At 67.1% G+C, this 13,070-nt stretch carries 15 protein-coding genes; 8 read left to right on the forward strand and 7 right to left on the reverse strand.

The annotated features are described in order from the left end of the window. Positions 1–20: 20 nt before the first annotated feature. Positions 21–782 carry a decaprenylphospho-beta-D-erythro-pentofuranosid-2-ulose 2-reductase gene (locus EBN03_RS07345; protein ID WP_122187144.1) on the reverse strand — a complete coding sequence of 254 codons (762 nt, stop codon included), beginning with the start codon at positions 780–782 and terminating at the stop codon, positions 21–23. After that, positions 779–2,227, reverse strand: coding sequence for an FAD-binding oxidoreductase (locus EBN03_RS07350; protein ID WP_122187369.1), 1,449 nt, complete (start codon positions 2,225–2,227; stop codon positions 779–781). Before EBN03_RS07350 ends, EBN03_RS07345 begins: the two co-directional genes overlap by 4 nt. Before the next feature lie 173 nt (positions 2,228–2,400). Here EBN03_RS07350 and EBN03_RS07355 point away from each other — a divergent pair, with 173 nt between their 5' ends. Continuing rightward, on the forward strand, positions 2,401–2,850 hold the full coding sequence (locus EBN03_RS07355) for a GtrA family protein (protein ID WP_122187145.1): 450 nt from the start codon (positions 2,401–2,403) through the stop codon (positions 2,848–2,850). Between the two features lie 6 nt (positions 2,851–2,856). Here the strand turns inward: EBN03_RS07355 and EBN03_RS07360 are convergent, their stop codons facing one another. After that, on the reverse strand, positions 2,857–3,477 hold the full coding sequence (locus tag EBN03_RS07360; protein WP_122187146.1) for a pyridoxamine 5'-phosphate oxidase family protein: 621 nt from the start codon (positions 3,475–3,477) through the stop codon (positions 2,857–2,859). 656 nt (positions 3,478–4,133) lie between these two features. Then, positions 4,134–4,616, reverse strand: a complete 483-nt coding sequence (locus EBN03_RS07365; protein WP_122187370.1) for a hypothetical protein — start codon at positions 4,614–4,616, stop codon at positions 4,134–4,136. Positions 4,617–4,824: 208 nt separating this feature from the next. Between EBN03_RS07365 and EBN03_RS07370 the strand changes: the two genes are divergently transcribed. Both EBN03_RS07370 and EBN03_RS07375 read left to right on the forward strand, forming a co-directional pair. Next, the gene (locus tag EBN03_RS07370; protein ID WP_122187371.1) at positions 4,825–5,385 is read left to right on the forward strand and encodes a DUF4282 domain-containing protein; all 561 of its coding nucleotides are present in this window, start codon (positions 4,825–4,827) and stop codon (positions 5,383–5,385) included. 176 nt (positions 5,386–5,561) lie between these two features. Then, the gene (locus EBN03_RS07375) at positions 5,562–6,434 is read left to right on the forward strand and encodes a helix-turn-helix domain-containing protein (RefSeq protein WP_122187147.1); all 873 of its coding nucleotides are present in this window, start codon (positions 5,562–5,564) and stop codon (positions 6,432–6,434) included. Positions 6,435–6,769: 335 nt separating this feature from the next. On the opposite strand, the gene EBN03_RS07380 is transcribed toward EBN03_RS07375, so the two are convergent. Further along, positions 6,770–7,306, reverse strand: a complete 537-nt coding sequence (locus EBN03_RS07380; RefSeq protein ID WP_122187148.1) for a MarR family winged helix-turn-helix transcriptional regulator — start codon at positions 7,304–7,306, stop codon at positions 6,770–6,772. Between the two features lie 85 nt (positions 7,307–7,391). Here EBN03_RS07380 and EBN03_RS07385 point away from each other — a divergent pair, with 85 nt between their 5' ends. From EBN03_RS07385 to EBN03_RS07405, 5 genes are all read left to right on the forward strand, one after another. Then, positions 7,392–8,855 carry an MFS transporter gene (locus tag EBN03_RS07385; RefSeq protein ID WP_122187149.1) on the forward strand — a complete coding sequence of 488 codons (1,464 nt, stop codon included), beginning with the start codon at positions 7,392–7,394 and terminating at the stop codon, positions 8,853–8,855. Between the two features lie 128 nt (positions 8,856–8,983). Further along, on the forward strand, positions 8,984–9,355 hold the full coding sequence (locus EBN03_RS07390) for a WXG100 family type VII secretion target (RefSeq protein ID WP_158675555.1): 372 nt from the start codon (positions 8,984–8,986) through the stop codon (positions 9,353–9,355). A 45-nt stretch (positions 9,356–9,400) separates the two neighbouring features. Continuing rightward, complete coding sequence (locus EBN03_RS07395) at positions 9,401–9,694, forward strand: WXG100 family type VII secretion target (RefSeq protein ID WP_122187151.1); 294 nt, start codon at positions 9,401–9,403, stop codon at positions 9,692–9,694. A 1-nt stretch (position 9,695) separates the two neighbouring features. Next, positions 9,696–11,201: a hypothetical protein gene (locus EBN03_RS07400; RefSeq protein WP_147471482.1), complete on the forward strand. Its 1,506-nt coding sequence runs from the start codon at positions 9,696–9,698 to the stop codon at positions 11,199–11,201. Between the two features lie 8 nt (positions 11,202–11,209). After that, on the forward strand, positions 11,210–11,536 hold the full coding sequence (locus EBN03_RS07405; protein WP_147471483.1) for a hypothetical protein: 327 nt from the start codon (positions 11,210–11,212) through the stop codon (positions 11,534–11,536). 50 nt (positions 11,537–11,586) lie between these two features. On the opposite strand, the gene EBN03_RS07410 is transcribed toward EBN03_RS07405, so the two are convergent. Both EBN03_RS07410 and rfbA read right to left on the reverse strand, forming a co-directional pair. Further along, positions 11,587–12,165: a dTDP-4-dehydrorhamnose 3,5-epimerase family protein gene (locus EBN03_RS07410; RefSeq protein ID WP_122187154.1), complete on the reverse strand. Its 579-nt coding sequence runs from the start codon at positions 12,163–12,165 to the stop codon at positions 11,587–11,589. 2 nt (positions 12,166–12,167) lie between these two features. Beyond that, positions 12,168–13,064 carry a glucose-1-phosphate thymidylyltransferase RfbA gene (gene rfbA / locus EBN03_RS07415; protein WP_122187155.1) on the reverse strand — a complete coding sequence of 299 codons (897 nt, stop codon included), beginning with the start codon at positions 13,062–13,064 and terminating at the stop codon, positions 12,168–12,170. Positions 13,065–13,070: the final 6 nt, after the last annotated feature.

Below are 13,070 nucleotides of genomic sequence, written 5' to 3' on the forward strand. Positions count from 1 at the left end.
GGGCTCTCACGTGCCGCGCTCTAGACCGGCAGCTTGCGGAAGATCGGGCGCGGGATGTGCCGCAGCACCATCATCACGTAGCGGAAAGCGCCTGGGGCCCAGACGATCTCCTTGCCCTTGTCGGCGGCCGCGACGGCGATCTCGGCGACCTGCTCCTTGTTCACCGTGAGCGGCGCTTCCTTGACGTGCGCCGACAGCTTGGTGCGGACCTGGCCGGGGCGCACGATGGTGACCTTCGGGCCGAACGGGCGCAGCGCCTCGCCGAGACCCTGGTAGAAGCCGTCCATACCGGCCTTGGTGGAGCCGTAGACGAAGTGCACGCGGCGGATCTTCTCGCCCGCCACCGAGCTCAGGGCCAGGATGTTGCCGTAGCCCTGCGCCTTGAACCGCTCGCCCAGCAGCACACCCACCGACACCGAAGCGGTGTAGTTGATCTCGGCGGCGAGCACCGCCTTGCGCTGGTCCTGCCACAGTTCCTCGGCGTCACCCATGATGCCGAACACCACGATCGCCACATCGATGTCGCCGCGGCTCCAGGCCTGCTCGACGACCTTCGGGTGGCTGTCGAAGTCCAGCGCGTCGAAGTCGATCACCTCGACCTCGGAGGCACCGGCGGCCTTCACCTGCGCGGCGGACTCCTCGCGCAGCGGGTCACCGGGCAGCGCGGCCAGCACGACCCGCGCCGGGCCCTTCTTCAGGTACTCCGCCACGATCGCGAGACCGATCTCGGAGGTACCGCCCAGCAGGAGGATCGCCTGCGGGTTACCGACTGCGTTGATCACTGCAGCTCCAGCCTTCTCGCCATATCGGACATGAAAACACCTGTGGGGTCGACACTTCGGCGGACCTTGATCCACTCGTCGATCCGGGGGTACATCGCGTGGAAGGTCTCCGCGGTGGTGCGGGAGTCCTTCGCCGTGTAGAGCCGGCCACCGAATTCGAGTACCCGCTTGTCGAGCGCGCTCACGAACTCGTTGAGCCCCGGCAGGATCGGGAAGTCGACGCAGATGTTCCAGCCCGGCATCGGGAAGCTCAGCGGCGCTTGGTTACCCGGGCCGAAGAGCTTGAAAACGTTGAGGAACGAATAGAACCCGGACTTCTGGATGTCGCGGATGATGTTCTTGAACTCGCCCACCGCCTCCGGCGGCACCAGGAACTGGTACTGCAGGAAGCCGGCCGGTCCGTAGGCCCGGTTCCACTCGCCGAACATGTCCAACGGGTGATAGAAGGCGGTCAGGCTCTGCACCTTGCCGCGGTAGGTGCCGGCCTTGCGGTACCAGAGCTCACCGATCGGCTGGAAGGTGTACTTGTTCGCCAGCCCGTTCGGGAAGATGTCGGGCAGCGTCAGGAAGGTCTTACCGCTGAAACCGAGCGGGTTCTTCTGCAGCTTCTTGGGCAGTTCGTCGAACTTGGCCAGGTTGCCGCGGGACAGCGCCGCGCGCCCCAGCTTCGGCTCCGGGCTGATCGCGTCGAACCAGGCCGAGCTGTACTCGTAGCGGTCCTCGGAACCGTCGCTGTGGATGGCGATCGTCTCGTCGAGGTTCGCGGTGACGTCGCCGTCGGCGATGAAGTAGGCCGTCTCGGTGGGCGTCATCTCGATGACGGCCCGCAGGATGATGCCGGTCAGGCCGCAGCCGCCGATGGTCGCCCAGAACAGTTCCGGGTTCTCGGTGGGCGTGATGTGGTGGATGGTGCCGTCGGCCGTGAGCAGGTCCATCGCGCGCACATGGTTGCCGAAGCTGCCGGCGCTGTGGTGGTTCTTGCCGTGGATATCGGATCCGATGGCGCCACCGACGGTGACCTGCCGGGTGCCCGGCAGCACCGGGACCCACAGGCCGAAGGGCAGGGCCGCCTTCATCAGCTGGTCCAGGTTCACGCCCGCGTCGACCTCCACCAGGTGGGTGTCGCGGTCGATGCGGTGGATCCGGTTGAGCGGGGTCATGTCGACGACCAGGCCGCCCGCGTTCTGCGCGTTGTCACCGTAGGACCGCGCCAGGCCGCGGGCGATCACACCACGACGCAGGTGTGACGGCTTGCCCTCGTTGTCGGCCGCCACCATCGCGACGGCCCGGGCGATGAGCTCCGGGTCGCGGGTGGACAGCACTTCTGCGGTCGTGGGTGCGGTGCGACCCCAGCCGGTCAGCCGGCGGGCCTGCGTGGGCAGTGTGAACTCGGCGGGAGTCGCACCACCGGCCGCGGGGGCGGGGGTCTGAGCGTTCGTGGACATCGGCATAGAGGCTACAGGTCCGGACCGACGTCGTCCGGACTGTGGGACGCCTCACCGGGGTGAACTACGGGCCGGTCGCGCCGGAAACCGCCTGAACAGGACAGCGCCGGCCGCGGCCGTGGGCCGGATACGACCGCCTGGCGCGCTCGGGCACACCCGTTACGCTTGCGCGCGTGAACGCGGAACCGCACCTGCCCCTGCCGGTCGAATTGCCCCTGGTCGACGAACCGGGTGGTACCGATGTCGACCTGAAGACGCAGCTGGTGCGGTTCGTGGCCTCCGGCGGGTTCTCCGCGATCATCGACCTCGGGCTGTACAAGCTGCTGTATCTGGCCGGCCTGCCGCTCGCGGTGGCGAAGTCGATCAGTTTCGTGGCGGGCACCACGACCGCGTACCTGATCAACCGCCGCTGGACGTTCCGGGCCGAGCCGAGCCGCAAGCGGTTCCTGGCGGTCGTGGCGCTGTACGGCGTCACGTTCGCCGTGCAGGTGGGGATCAACCAGGTCGTGTACTTCGCGCTGGATCCCACCTGGTGGCGGTTGTACTTCGCGTTCGTGGTCGCTCAGGGCACCGCGACGGTGATCAATTTCATCGTGCAGCGCGCGGTCATCTTCAAGCTGTAGCGGGTCTCAGGATCCGGTGACCAGCTCGCGGGATTCGGACTTGGCGCCGAAGTAGTCGCCGCCCTTGGCCCGCACGTTGTCGGTGCCCCATTCGCGCGGCTGTCGTTCCGCGGGGACCAGGCGCGGAATGTGCTTGCGGCAGTGGATGTATGCCTCGACGACGTCGACCACGATCCAGTGCTCGGCCACCTTGCCGCGCTCGTTGACAGGCAGGTCGGGGACGGAACGCCGCAGGATGTACTCCTCGACGATGCGCGCGGTGCCGTTGATGTGCAGGCCGATCAGCTCTTCGGTGAAGTCGATGAGCATGATCCCGATGTGCGGGTTCTCGGAGATGTTGCCCATGCTGGCCATCACCCCGTTGCCGCGGTACTCGGGGTAGGCCAGCGTGTGGTCGTCGATGATATGCAGGAAGCCCGGTTTGCCGGCGCGGAAGCTGGAGTCGCATTCGCCGTGGCGATCGGCGGTGGCGATGAACGCCATGTCGCGGGCCTTGACGAACTCGATCATCTTGGAATTCAGCCGGTCCAGGACTTGCTCGTCGTAGAAGCGCTCGGCTCGGTCGGTCGTGCCGTACCGTTCTTGAAGTTCCCGCTCGCCGCTGCTGCCATACCCGTCGAGTGGCATGTCCGCCCCTTTCGGTAGCTGGATTCCGCATCCGCGAGGCTCCGCACTGAACCCCCATCGGATTCAAAGCGTAACGGGCATAACAGGTTTACCGGACGAAACGAAAAAACCCGATGTAGAAGTACTGCTACCCGAAAACTTGCCGTAACCTGCGCGGGCCTCCTATTCAGATTCCTCCGCGCGGAATTGGTACGCAAGGGACAGTTTTGGTGATCGCTGCCGGGTAGCCGTGCCCGGCGGGGTGCCGGGACGAGCTGTAATCGTTGCAGGACAAGGAGATTCACCCGATTGCGTTGTCTGCATTGCAATATTTGCGGGCGGAAAGCTGAAATGTCCGCTGCGTAAGACTCCTTGCGCGGGGGTGACCCGGAAGTGCTTGTTACCCAACATCTTCGATCTCCGCCTCGGACATTCCGGGCGGCGCTGCGGACGCCGGAGCCGAGTGGATGCCGGTGGGTCCGTTGCCGGATACGCCGCCGGAAACCGGCACCACCCGGACTGTATGCGTCGGGGTGGGAGCGTGCTCGATATCGGGCCCGGCGCTCCGAGCGATACTCGAGCAATCGCGCAGCGATTTGTCAGTTATCGGGCGAATCGGCCCGCCGGAGTGGCGGATCGAGTGTTCGTGAACAGCCGCCGCGGTGGCGCGGATCGGCTCAGCTGGCGATGCTGGCCAGCTGGGGGCGGCGCTGCGAGGTCACGGCGCGCACCGCGGCCGACAATGCCACCACCGGCGGCGTCCAGCGGGCGTCGGCGGGCGCGACGCCCCAGGTCGCGGAGCTGGCGGAGACCCGCGACGGTGGCAGCGGAACCCCGGCGCCGTCGGTGTGCACGGTCGCGCCGGCCGCGCGCAGGGCGGCAATCGCCAAGGCGGCCTTCCGGATTCCCGTCACCAGGTGCACCTCGCGGCGCTCGGCGCCGGGGAACTCGATGACCGGTCCGGTCAGGTTGTTTACCTGCAGGAATGTGCGGACGGTGGCGGCGAGCTCGCCGGTCACCTCGACGCCCGAGATGTTCTCGTCGGTGATCAGGCAGACGCCGTTGGCCGTTTCGGCAACCGTCCACCCGCGCTCGGTATAGTCCTGCACGATTTCGGCGAGGGTCGTCGCCGAGACGGAAGTCGTCGACTGCGTGCGCACTGGCTTCTCCATTCCCCGGGTAGCTCTGGTACTTCGCATCTGCTCGTGGGAGTTATCGCTCGGTGGCGACTGCCGTGTTACACCTCGGCAAAACTTTTTCCCGGGAGTGGATTCCAGCACACCGTGCGGGTTCGAGGAACATCGGCTGTGGTGTGCGGCTGTCGGCTCGGCCATTGCCCAGGTGCCCGCGCCGGGGGAGGATGCGGACATGACTGATGAGCCGCTGGGGCAGGACCGGATCGAGCCGGTCGAGGAGAGCGACCCTCGGCTCTTCGCGTTGCGCGAGAGCGCGAGCCGCCGGCTGTCCCGGCATCTGGCCGTCGATCTGGAAGCCGACGACATCGATGCCGAGGAGCGGACCTTCCGCGGCTGGGTGGACGCCGCCGGTCGCGCGCTGCTGGATATGCAGTTCCGGCGCTCGGCCACCGAAACCCTGCTGCCGCTTGCCTATCCGCTGGGTCTGGTCGGTGCGGTCGTGGCGCCGGTGGTGCTCACGGTGCTGATCTGGCACTCGTCGCTGGTGCTGGGGTTGCTGTTCGCGGTGTTCGTGGCGGTACCGCTGGCGCTGGTGCTCGCCGCCGTCGTTCGCCTGATGCTCGAGTTCGTGCTCAACACATCGTTGTTGGTGCGCCGGGTCGATCACATCACCGATCTGGCCGACGATCTGTTCCAGGTGTTGTCCGAGGTCGCCGAACCGGTGAGCCAGCTGTCGGAGGACGTGCGCGCCGTCCAGTTCTGGCGGTTCCGAAAACGCCCTGCCAGAAAGTAATCCTGTTCTGCGCTTGGGTGCCGATGGCGTAACTGAGACGAACTGGGTGCCCGGTGCTGGCATCACTGTGCAAGAATCCGTCCCGTACGGCAGGTGAATCCAGACCTGCCGTAAGGGTTTTGCCGTTCGGTGGGCCGCGAGAGCGAGTACGATCGGCGCACTGGACAGGGGGAAGCATGGCTTTACCGCACGGGATCACCGGTTCGACGATGCCGAGGCGGCAGCTGGGGCGGCAGCTGCGTGACCTGCGCAATCGGGCGCGGATGACCACGCGGGTCGCCGCGCAGCAGTTGGAGTGGTCCGAGGCGAAGATCTGGCGGATCGAAACCGGCCAGACCTCGCTGCGCAGCCTCGACGTCGAGGCGATGTGCAAGGTGTACGGCGCGCCCGCCGAGATGGTCGGCCCGCTCGCGAGCCTCGCTCGGGAAACCAAGGCCAGGGGTTGGTGGACCGAATACAGCGATGTGATCGCCGAGGGCTTCGACGTCTACATCGGCCTCGAGGAGGCAGCCGGCCGGCTGTACACCTATGAGAACGAACTGATTCCGGGCCTGTTGCAGACCGAGGAGTACGCGCGTGCGGTGCTCGCGGGTGCCCGACCCGGCATGCTGCCCGACGAGGCGGACCGGCGCTGGGCCGTACGGGCCGCGCGACAGACGCTCATCACGCGCAACGACTCACCGCTCCGCCTGCGTGCGGTGATCGCGGAATCCGCGCTGGTGCACCGGGTCGGGGGGAAGGCCGTGATGGCCGGACAACTCGAGCACCTGCTGCAGCTGGCGCAGCATCCGAACGTGGACCTGCGGGTGGTGCCCGCCGACTGTGGCTACCACGACGGTCTGGACGCGGGCCGCTTCGTGCTGCTCGAATTTCCCGAGGCCGCAGGTGATCTGCCCGAACCGCCGGTCGTCTACGTCGAAAGCTTCATCGGCTCAGCCTATTTCGACAAGGACATCGAGGTCGACCGCTTCCGCGGCGCCTTCCAGGGGATCGAAGCCGCCGCGGTAGGTGCGCGCGAGCCGATCGAACGGGCCCTGCAGGCGCTGTGAGCCGCCGGCCGCGGGCCGACGGGTGAGTGGGGCGACGAGATCCGCTGCGGGCGAACGACGATGTGGGTCCGCCGCCAGGACTGGGTTGTGCCGGTGGGGATCCGGGCGCGACCAGGGCCGCGCTCCTAATCCGTGGCCGCGAAATCCGCTGGGCCGGAAACTGTCCGGTGCGGTGCCGCGCGGCGTCGCGGTCCTCGGCCAGTACTTCGCGGGTGGTGCGCTGACGCGCGTGGCCCAGACCGCAGGCCGCGAATCCGGTCCTGATGGCCGCTGATCCCATTGTGCGGCATAGGGTTTCGCGGGAACGCGGTCGCCCGTTGGGCCACGGGGCCTCATCAGTGCAGGGTGCGTTCCAAGACTTCGCGGTGGGTGGGCGCGGCCGCCGCGTGGGTGGCCCGGCCCTGGTCGGTGACGCAGATGAAGATCGCGCGGCGGTCGAAGTCGCACAGGTCGCGTTCGACCAGGCCGTCCTTCTCCAGTCGGGCCACCGTGCGGGACAGTGCGCTCTGACTCAGGTGGATGTCTTCGGCGAGCTCGCTCATCCGGTACTTCTCGGAGCCGGTGTCGAGCAGGCGGTCCAGGGTTTCGAACTCGCTGAGGCCGATGCCGTGCCGCTTCTGTAGTTCGTTCTCCAGGGCGCAGGACACCGAGGCGTGTACGCAGAGCAGCTTGCGCCATTCGGCCACCAGCGGATCGGCGGTTGCGTGCGGAGTCGAATCCGCGGCGCGACCCGGTGTGTCGTCCGCGGTGTGACTCGCGATGTCCGGTACCGCCGCGTCGGCCGCGGTGGGCGCCGGAAGATCCGGGTGGCCGGGCCGGGGTGCCTTGTGGGCGCCCGGCCGGTCGACGGACGTTGTCGACAGCTTGGACATGACCAGATCCTAGTGCCTGGGGTCGAAAGATGCAAGTGCATTAAATGTCTGGACAAATTATGCGTGCGCATCTAAATTTCTCGGCATGACTTCCACGGCAACCCAACCGGCCGCCGCGGCGACCGGTACCCAGTGGTCCGCCCGGCTCTGGGCGATGCTCATCACGCTGTGCATCGTGCTGTTCCTCGACGGCCTCGACGTCTCCATGATCGGCGTCGCCCTGCCCTCCATCGGCGACGAACTCCACCTGTCCACCTCGACCCTGCAATGGCTGGTCAGCGGCTACGTCCTCGGCTACGGCGGCCTGCTGCTGCTCGGCGGCCGCACCGCCGACCTGCTCGGCCGGCGCAGCGTATTCCTCATCGCCCTGGGCGTTTTCGCGCTCGCCTCACTGTCCGGAGCGCTGGTCAGCTCGGCCGCGCTGCTGATCGCGACCCGCTTCGTCAAGGGCCTGGCGGCCGCGTTCACCGCGCCCACCGGCCTGTCGATCATCACCACCAACTTCGCCGAGGGCCCCGCCCGCAACAAGGCCCTGTCCATCTACGTCGTGTTCGGCGCGGGCGGATACTCCATGGGCCTGGTGTTCGGCGGACTGATGACCGGTCTCGGCTGGCGCTGGACCTTCCTGCTCCCCGTGCCGATCGCGCTGGCCGCGCTGGTCGCCGCCGCGTTCCTGGTCCCGCGGGACAAGAAGGCCGACGAAGGCGGCCACGACCTGCTCGGTGCGCTGCTGTCCACGGCCGCCATGCTGCTGCTGGTGTTCACCGTCGTGTCGGCGCCCGCCGCCGGCTGGGGTTCGGCGCGGACCGTCGGTTCCTTCGCCGCGGTCGCCGCGCTGCTCGCCGCGTTCGTGGTGGTGGAGAACCGGGTGCGCTACCCGCTGATCCGGCTCGGCATCCTGCGCAAGCCGTCGCTGCTGCGGGCCACCCTGGTGGTCATCACCCTGGCCGGCTCGTACTTCAGCTGGCAGTTCATCGTGACCCTGTACCTGCAGGACACCCTGAAGTGGTCGCCGCTGCACCTGGCGCTGGCCCTGCTGCCGGTCGGTGTGCTGGTCGCCGCCTCGTCGGTGTTCTCCGACAAGCTGGTCGACCGCTTCGGCACCGGGCCGATCATCGCGGTCACCACGACCGTGATGTCGATCGGCTACTTCCTGTTCCTGCGCCTGGACACCGCGCCGTCCTACGTCGCGGTCATCCTGCCCGCGGTACTGCTCATCGGCATCGGCTGGATCGGCTTCCCCGCCATCAACATCCAGGCCACCAGCGGTATCGAGGACGAGGAACAGGGCCTGGCGGCCGGCGTGCTGCAGACCGGCATGCAGGTCGGCGCGGCGATCGTGCTGGCCGCGAACACCGCGATCATCTCCTCCGGATCGCACGGTGACGGCTCCCCGGCCGCCCTGCTGCACAGCTACCGTCCCGGCCTGATCTTCGCCGGCGTGGTCTGCGCGATCGGCGCCCTGATCGCGATGACCGCCTTCCTCCCCGGCCGCACGGTCACCGAGACCGTCGCGGAGCAGGACGAAGAGGAGTTGATCGCCGCGTAATCGGTTCGGCCGCAACGGAAACGGACGTCACCCGCATGGGTGACGTCCGTTGCGTTATCGGGGGACCAGGAGTTGCTCGGTCGCGGGTGCGGTCCCGCAACCCCGCCGCGGTGTCGCGCGTCCGGCCGGTGCGTGATCTGCTGTTGTCGCGCCACACGTTTCGCGACGGAAGGGGATCAATGGCAAACGCGGCAGAATTCGCGATCGTTCCGACCGATGTCTCCGACGCGGGCAAATTCGCTCAGGACACCGCCACCAACCTGATCGCCGGCATCCAATCCGCCGACGCCGATGTGAAGGCGCTCGAGGCCACGTGGAAAGGTAACGCGGCCCGCGCCTACATCATCGGGTGGGAATCGGCACGCGCGGCGGCAGTCGAGGTTCTCGATGCGCTCACCGCCATGGGGGAGCTGCTGGGAGTGACCGTCGCCCAGCTCGATGCGCAGGATGCCCGCAACGCCGCGGACATCGCCGGCTTCCTGGACCTGCCGCCCCTGTGACCGCGCCGGCCGACACCGTTCGCCGCTAGGAGAAGAACCACCCGCATGACCGATGGATACCGCGTCGACCTGGACCACCTGGACGACGTCACTGCCCGCATCGCTGGATTGCACGGCTTCATCACCGACACCCTGACCGCCCTGGATGCCCGCATCGCCGCGGCGCATCAAACCTGGGAAGGCGCCGCGGCCGACAAACACGCTGCCGCGCACAAGGAATGGGCTGACAGCGCCCAGACTGCTGCCGAAGGCATCGCCGCGATGCGGGACGCCGCCAAGGCCGCCCACGCCGCCTACACCGACGCCCTGGCCGCGAACCGCAAGACGCTGGGCGTCTGACGTGACAAAAGTTGATGTCCAGCCATCGGTGTTCTACGACTCGGCCACGTCGCTGCACAACGCTGCGGTCGCTCTGTTCCAGCAGGTCCAGGGTTCGCAGACCGCGCTGTCGGGTTGTAGTGGCATGTCGGGCAGCTACTCCGAGGCCAAGGCTTGGGCCAAGACCTACGACGACCAGTCGTGGCAGGCGCTGTTCGCGGCGCAGACCCTCGCCCAGACCATGGAGGACTACGCCGGTGCTCTGCGCGTCATCGGGTTCAACCACGAACTGGCCGACTGGAACGCCAACGTATCCGACAACAAGGGCCCCGCCCCGACGCTACCGGCGACCCCGGATCCCGCGGTGAGTGCGTGCGACGTCCCGCCGCCCTCGGCCGGTGGACCGGGCAACGGCCTGTCCGATGTGGTCGGGCTCGCGGAAAAGGTCGGGATCACCATCCCCGACGGCGACACCGACAAGCTCGGCGCCGTCGGTGACGCCTGGACCAAGCTGCACGACGCGAAATCGGTGTCCGGGCTGTCAGATGAGATCGGCCGCATCTACGACGCGGTCAACACGGTCAAGAGCCCCGAGGTGTGGACGATCCTGTCGGACCTGAAGGGCATGCAGGACGCCGCATCCACCTTGGCGACCGGGTTCTCCGCGCTCGCCGACGCATGTCACGGCCACCAGAAGGACCTGGCCGACCTGCGGACCAAGCTCGAAGACCAGCTCGAGGACCTGGCGAAAGAGCTGCTCGAGCAGGAGGCCATCAACCTCGCGGTCGGGGCCGTGGCGAGCATGGTGACCTTCGGTATCGGGGCGGTCGTCGCGGCCGCCCGGACCGCCGAGCTGGTCGAGAAATTCGCGAAGCCGATCAAAGACCTGGTGCAGGTCTGGAAAGACGCCCGCGCCGCGAAGAAAGACTTGGACGGCGCGGAGACGCTCGCCCAGGCGGCCCGCAAGCAGCAGCAGTTGCAGCAGCGGATCGACAAGGCCGCCGCGCAGGCGAAGAAGAATGCGGAGAAAGCGGCGAAAGACGCGGCGGATGGCGTCAAATCGCAGAGCCTGACCTACGACGACGTCGTGACGTTGAATCGCGGTCCCACCGACCGCAACGGCAGGGATCTCATTAAAGCTATCCGTGAGGGCAAGCTCACTCCGGAGCAGGAGCAGGACATTGCCGCCTACAACTCCGCGCTCGACAAGCTGCCCAACTATGAGGGCGACGTGGTCCGGCAGACGAACCTCTCCCCGGAGCAACTCGACAAGTACGTCAAGGGGCAGCCATACACCGAGGACTCCTACACCTGTACCAGCCACAATCCGGCCGGCACCGGGGGCGGATTGAACGCGCCCAGCAGCAATGTCGAGTACCAGATCGTCAGCAAAACCGGTAAGGACATCTCCCAGTACGGCGGCACGAAGGATGAGATCCAGTTCAAGGATCACACCAACTTCTTTGTGCAGGACAAGTATTGGGATCCCCAGAAGCAGATGACCATCATCGTCATGGATGAAATCTAGGAGGCATGGTGCCTGAAAAATTCGGCGGAAAGACGTTCTGGACCCGGGAGGAAGCCGAGGCGGCGGGCATGGTCCTACCGCGACAGCTGACAGATGAAGAACTGGCGGCCCGTCGTGAGCGATGGGCCGAGAAGGTCCGCAACGCCCCTCCGCGCCCCGCCGGGGAACCCGACTACCGCAGCAGCAAGAACTACCGGGATGACCTGGTCGGCACCGAGTTCGAAGGCTGGACCCGCAACCCCGAGACCGACGAATGGTTCGATGCCAAGGGTCGGCCCGCCTACGACGCGAACCGTCAACGGATCGTCTACCCGGACGCCATCGAGAGTGAGTGAGCCCGTCCCGGCAGTAGCCGCCGAGACGGCCACCGGTCGGCCCCGGTCGATCAGTGGTCGGTGGCCGACAGGTGGAACGTGTCCCGGAAGCTCGGCGCCACTTGGTCTTTCGCGGACCGGATGTAGGTGAGCGGGTTGCCGTCGAGATCGGTCGTGGGCCAGTCGATGCCCAGGTCCGGGTCGAAAGCGTCCAGGTCCCGGTCGAATTCGGGTGTGTACTCCAGCGAGCACAGGTAGGTCGTGGTGGAGTCGTCGGCCAGTGACAGCAGCGCGTGGCCCAGGCCTTCGGCGACGAACACCGAATTCCGTTGCGTGCCATCAATAATCACGCTGTCCCACTGACCGAAGGTCGGCGAGTTCGGTCGCAGATCGACCACTACGTCCAGGAACGCGCCGCGCAGGCAGGTGACGTACTTGGCTTGGCCCGGCGGGTCCTCGGTGTAGTGGATGCCGCGCAGCACGCCCGCCGCCGAGGTCGAGGTGTTGACCTGCCGCAGATCGAACGGGCGGCCCACCGCGCGCTCGAACTCCGAGACCTTGAACTGCTCCGCGAAGTAGCCGCGCGAGTCGCCGTGTAGCTGCGGAACGAATTCCCAGGCTCCGGAGATCGCCAGCTCCCGAATCCGCATACTCACCGCATTCCTCCCGTCGCGGGCTCTTCCTCGCGCCCGTGTTCGAGCAGACCGTACAGGTAGCTGCCGTACCCGGACCGGACCAGCGGCTCGGCCAACCGGGCCAGCTCGTCGTCGCCGATGAACCCCTGCCGCCAGGCCACCTCCTCCGGCACGCCGATCTTGAGGCCCTGCCGTTCCTCGATGGTGCGGACATAGTTGGCGGCGTCCAGCAGCGAATCGAACGTGCCGGTGTCCAGCCACGCGGTGCCGCGAGGCAGCACCTCCACCGCGAGCCGGCCCTGATCCAGGTAGGTGCGGTTCACATCGGTGATCTCGTATTCGCCGCGCGCCGACGGCCGCAGCCCGCGCGCGATCTCGACCACGTCGTTGTCGTAGAAGTAGAGGCCCGGGATCGCGTAGTTCGAGCGCGGCACCTTCGGCTTCTCCTCGATGGAGATCGCCTTCCCGTTCGCGAACTCGACCACACCGTAGGCCGACGGATCCGACACCTGGTAGGCGAATACCGCCCCACCGTCGATGCCATGGAAGCGCTCCAAGCTGGTGCCCAGGCCGGGTCCGTGGAAGACGTTGTCACCCAGCACCAAGCCGACACCCTCGCCACCGATGTGCCCGGCACCCAGCACGAACGCCCGAGCCAACCCGTCGGGTTCGGGCTGCACCACATAGCTGAGCGATACCCCGAACTGTGAGCCGTCGCCCAGCAGCCGCTGGAACGCGGGCGCGTCCTCGGGGGTGGTGATCAGCAGGATGTCGCGGATGCCCGCCAGCATGAGGGTGGACAGGGGGTAGTACACCATCGGCTTGTCGTACACCGGGACCAGCTGTTTGCTCACCCCGCGCGTGATCGGGTGCAACCGTGACCCGGTGCCACCGGCCAGGATGATTCCGCGCATGTCGCG

The organism is Nocardia stercoris, assembly GCF_003696265.1.
In the GTDB taxonomy this organism is placed as follows: Bacteria; Actinomycetota; Actinomycetes; order Mycobacteriales; family Mycobacteriaceae; genus Nocardia; species Nocardia stercoris.

What these genes read in the sequence shown, in the direction of transcription:
- EBN03_RS07350 (WP_122187369.1), bottom strand. Translation starts at nt 2,227, where the DNA reads ATGTCCACGAACGCTCAGACCCCCGCCCCCGCGGCCGGTGGTGCGACT.
- EBN03_RS07360 (WP_122187146.1), bottom strand. Translation starts at nt 3,477, where the DNA reads ATGCCACTCGACGGGTATGGCAGCAGCGGCGAGCGGGAACTTCAAGAA.
- EBN03_RS07370 (WP_122187371.1), top strand. Translation starts at nt 4,825, where the DNA reads ATGACTGATGAGCCGCTGGGGCAGGACCGGATCGAGCCGGTCGAGGAG.
- EBN03_RS07375 (WP_122187147.1), top strand. Translation starts at nt 5,562, where the DNA reads ATGGCTTTACCGCACGGGATCACCGGTTCGACGATGCCGAGGCGGCAG.
- EBN03_RS07380 (WP_122187148.1), bottom strand. Translation starts at nt 7,306, where the DNA reads ATGTCCAAGCTGTCGACAACGTCCGTCGACCGGCCGGGCGCCCACAAG.
- EBN03_RS07385 (WP_122187149.1), top strand. Translation starts at nt 7,392, where the DNA reads ATGACTTCCACGGCAACCCAACCGGCCGCCGCGGCGACCGGTACCCAG.
- EBN03_RS07395 (WP_122187151.1), top strand. Translation starts at nt 9,401, where the DNA reads ATGACCGATGGATACCGCGTCGACCTGGACCACCTGGACGACGTCACT.
- EBN03_RS07410 (WP_122187154.1), bottom strand. Translation starts at nt 12,165, where the DNA reads ATGCGGATTCGGGAGCTGGCGATCTCCGGAGCCTGGGAATTCGTTCCG.
- rfbA (WP_122187155.1), bottom strand. Translation starts at nt 13,064, where the DNA reads ATGCGCGGAATCATCCTGGCCGGTGGCACCGGGTCACGGTTGCACCCG.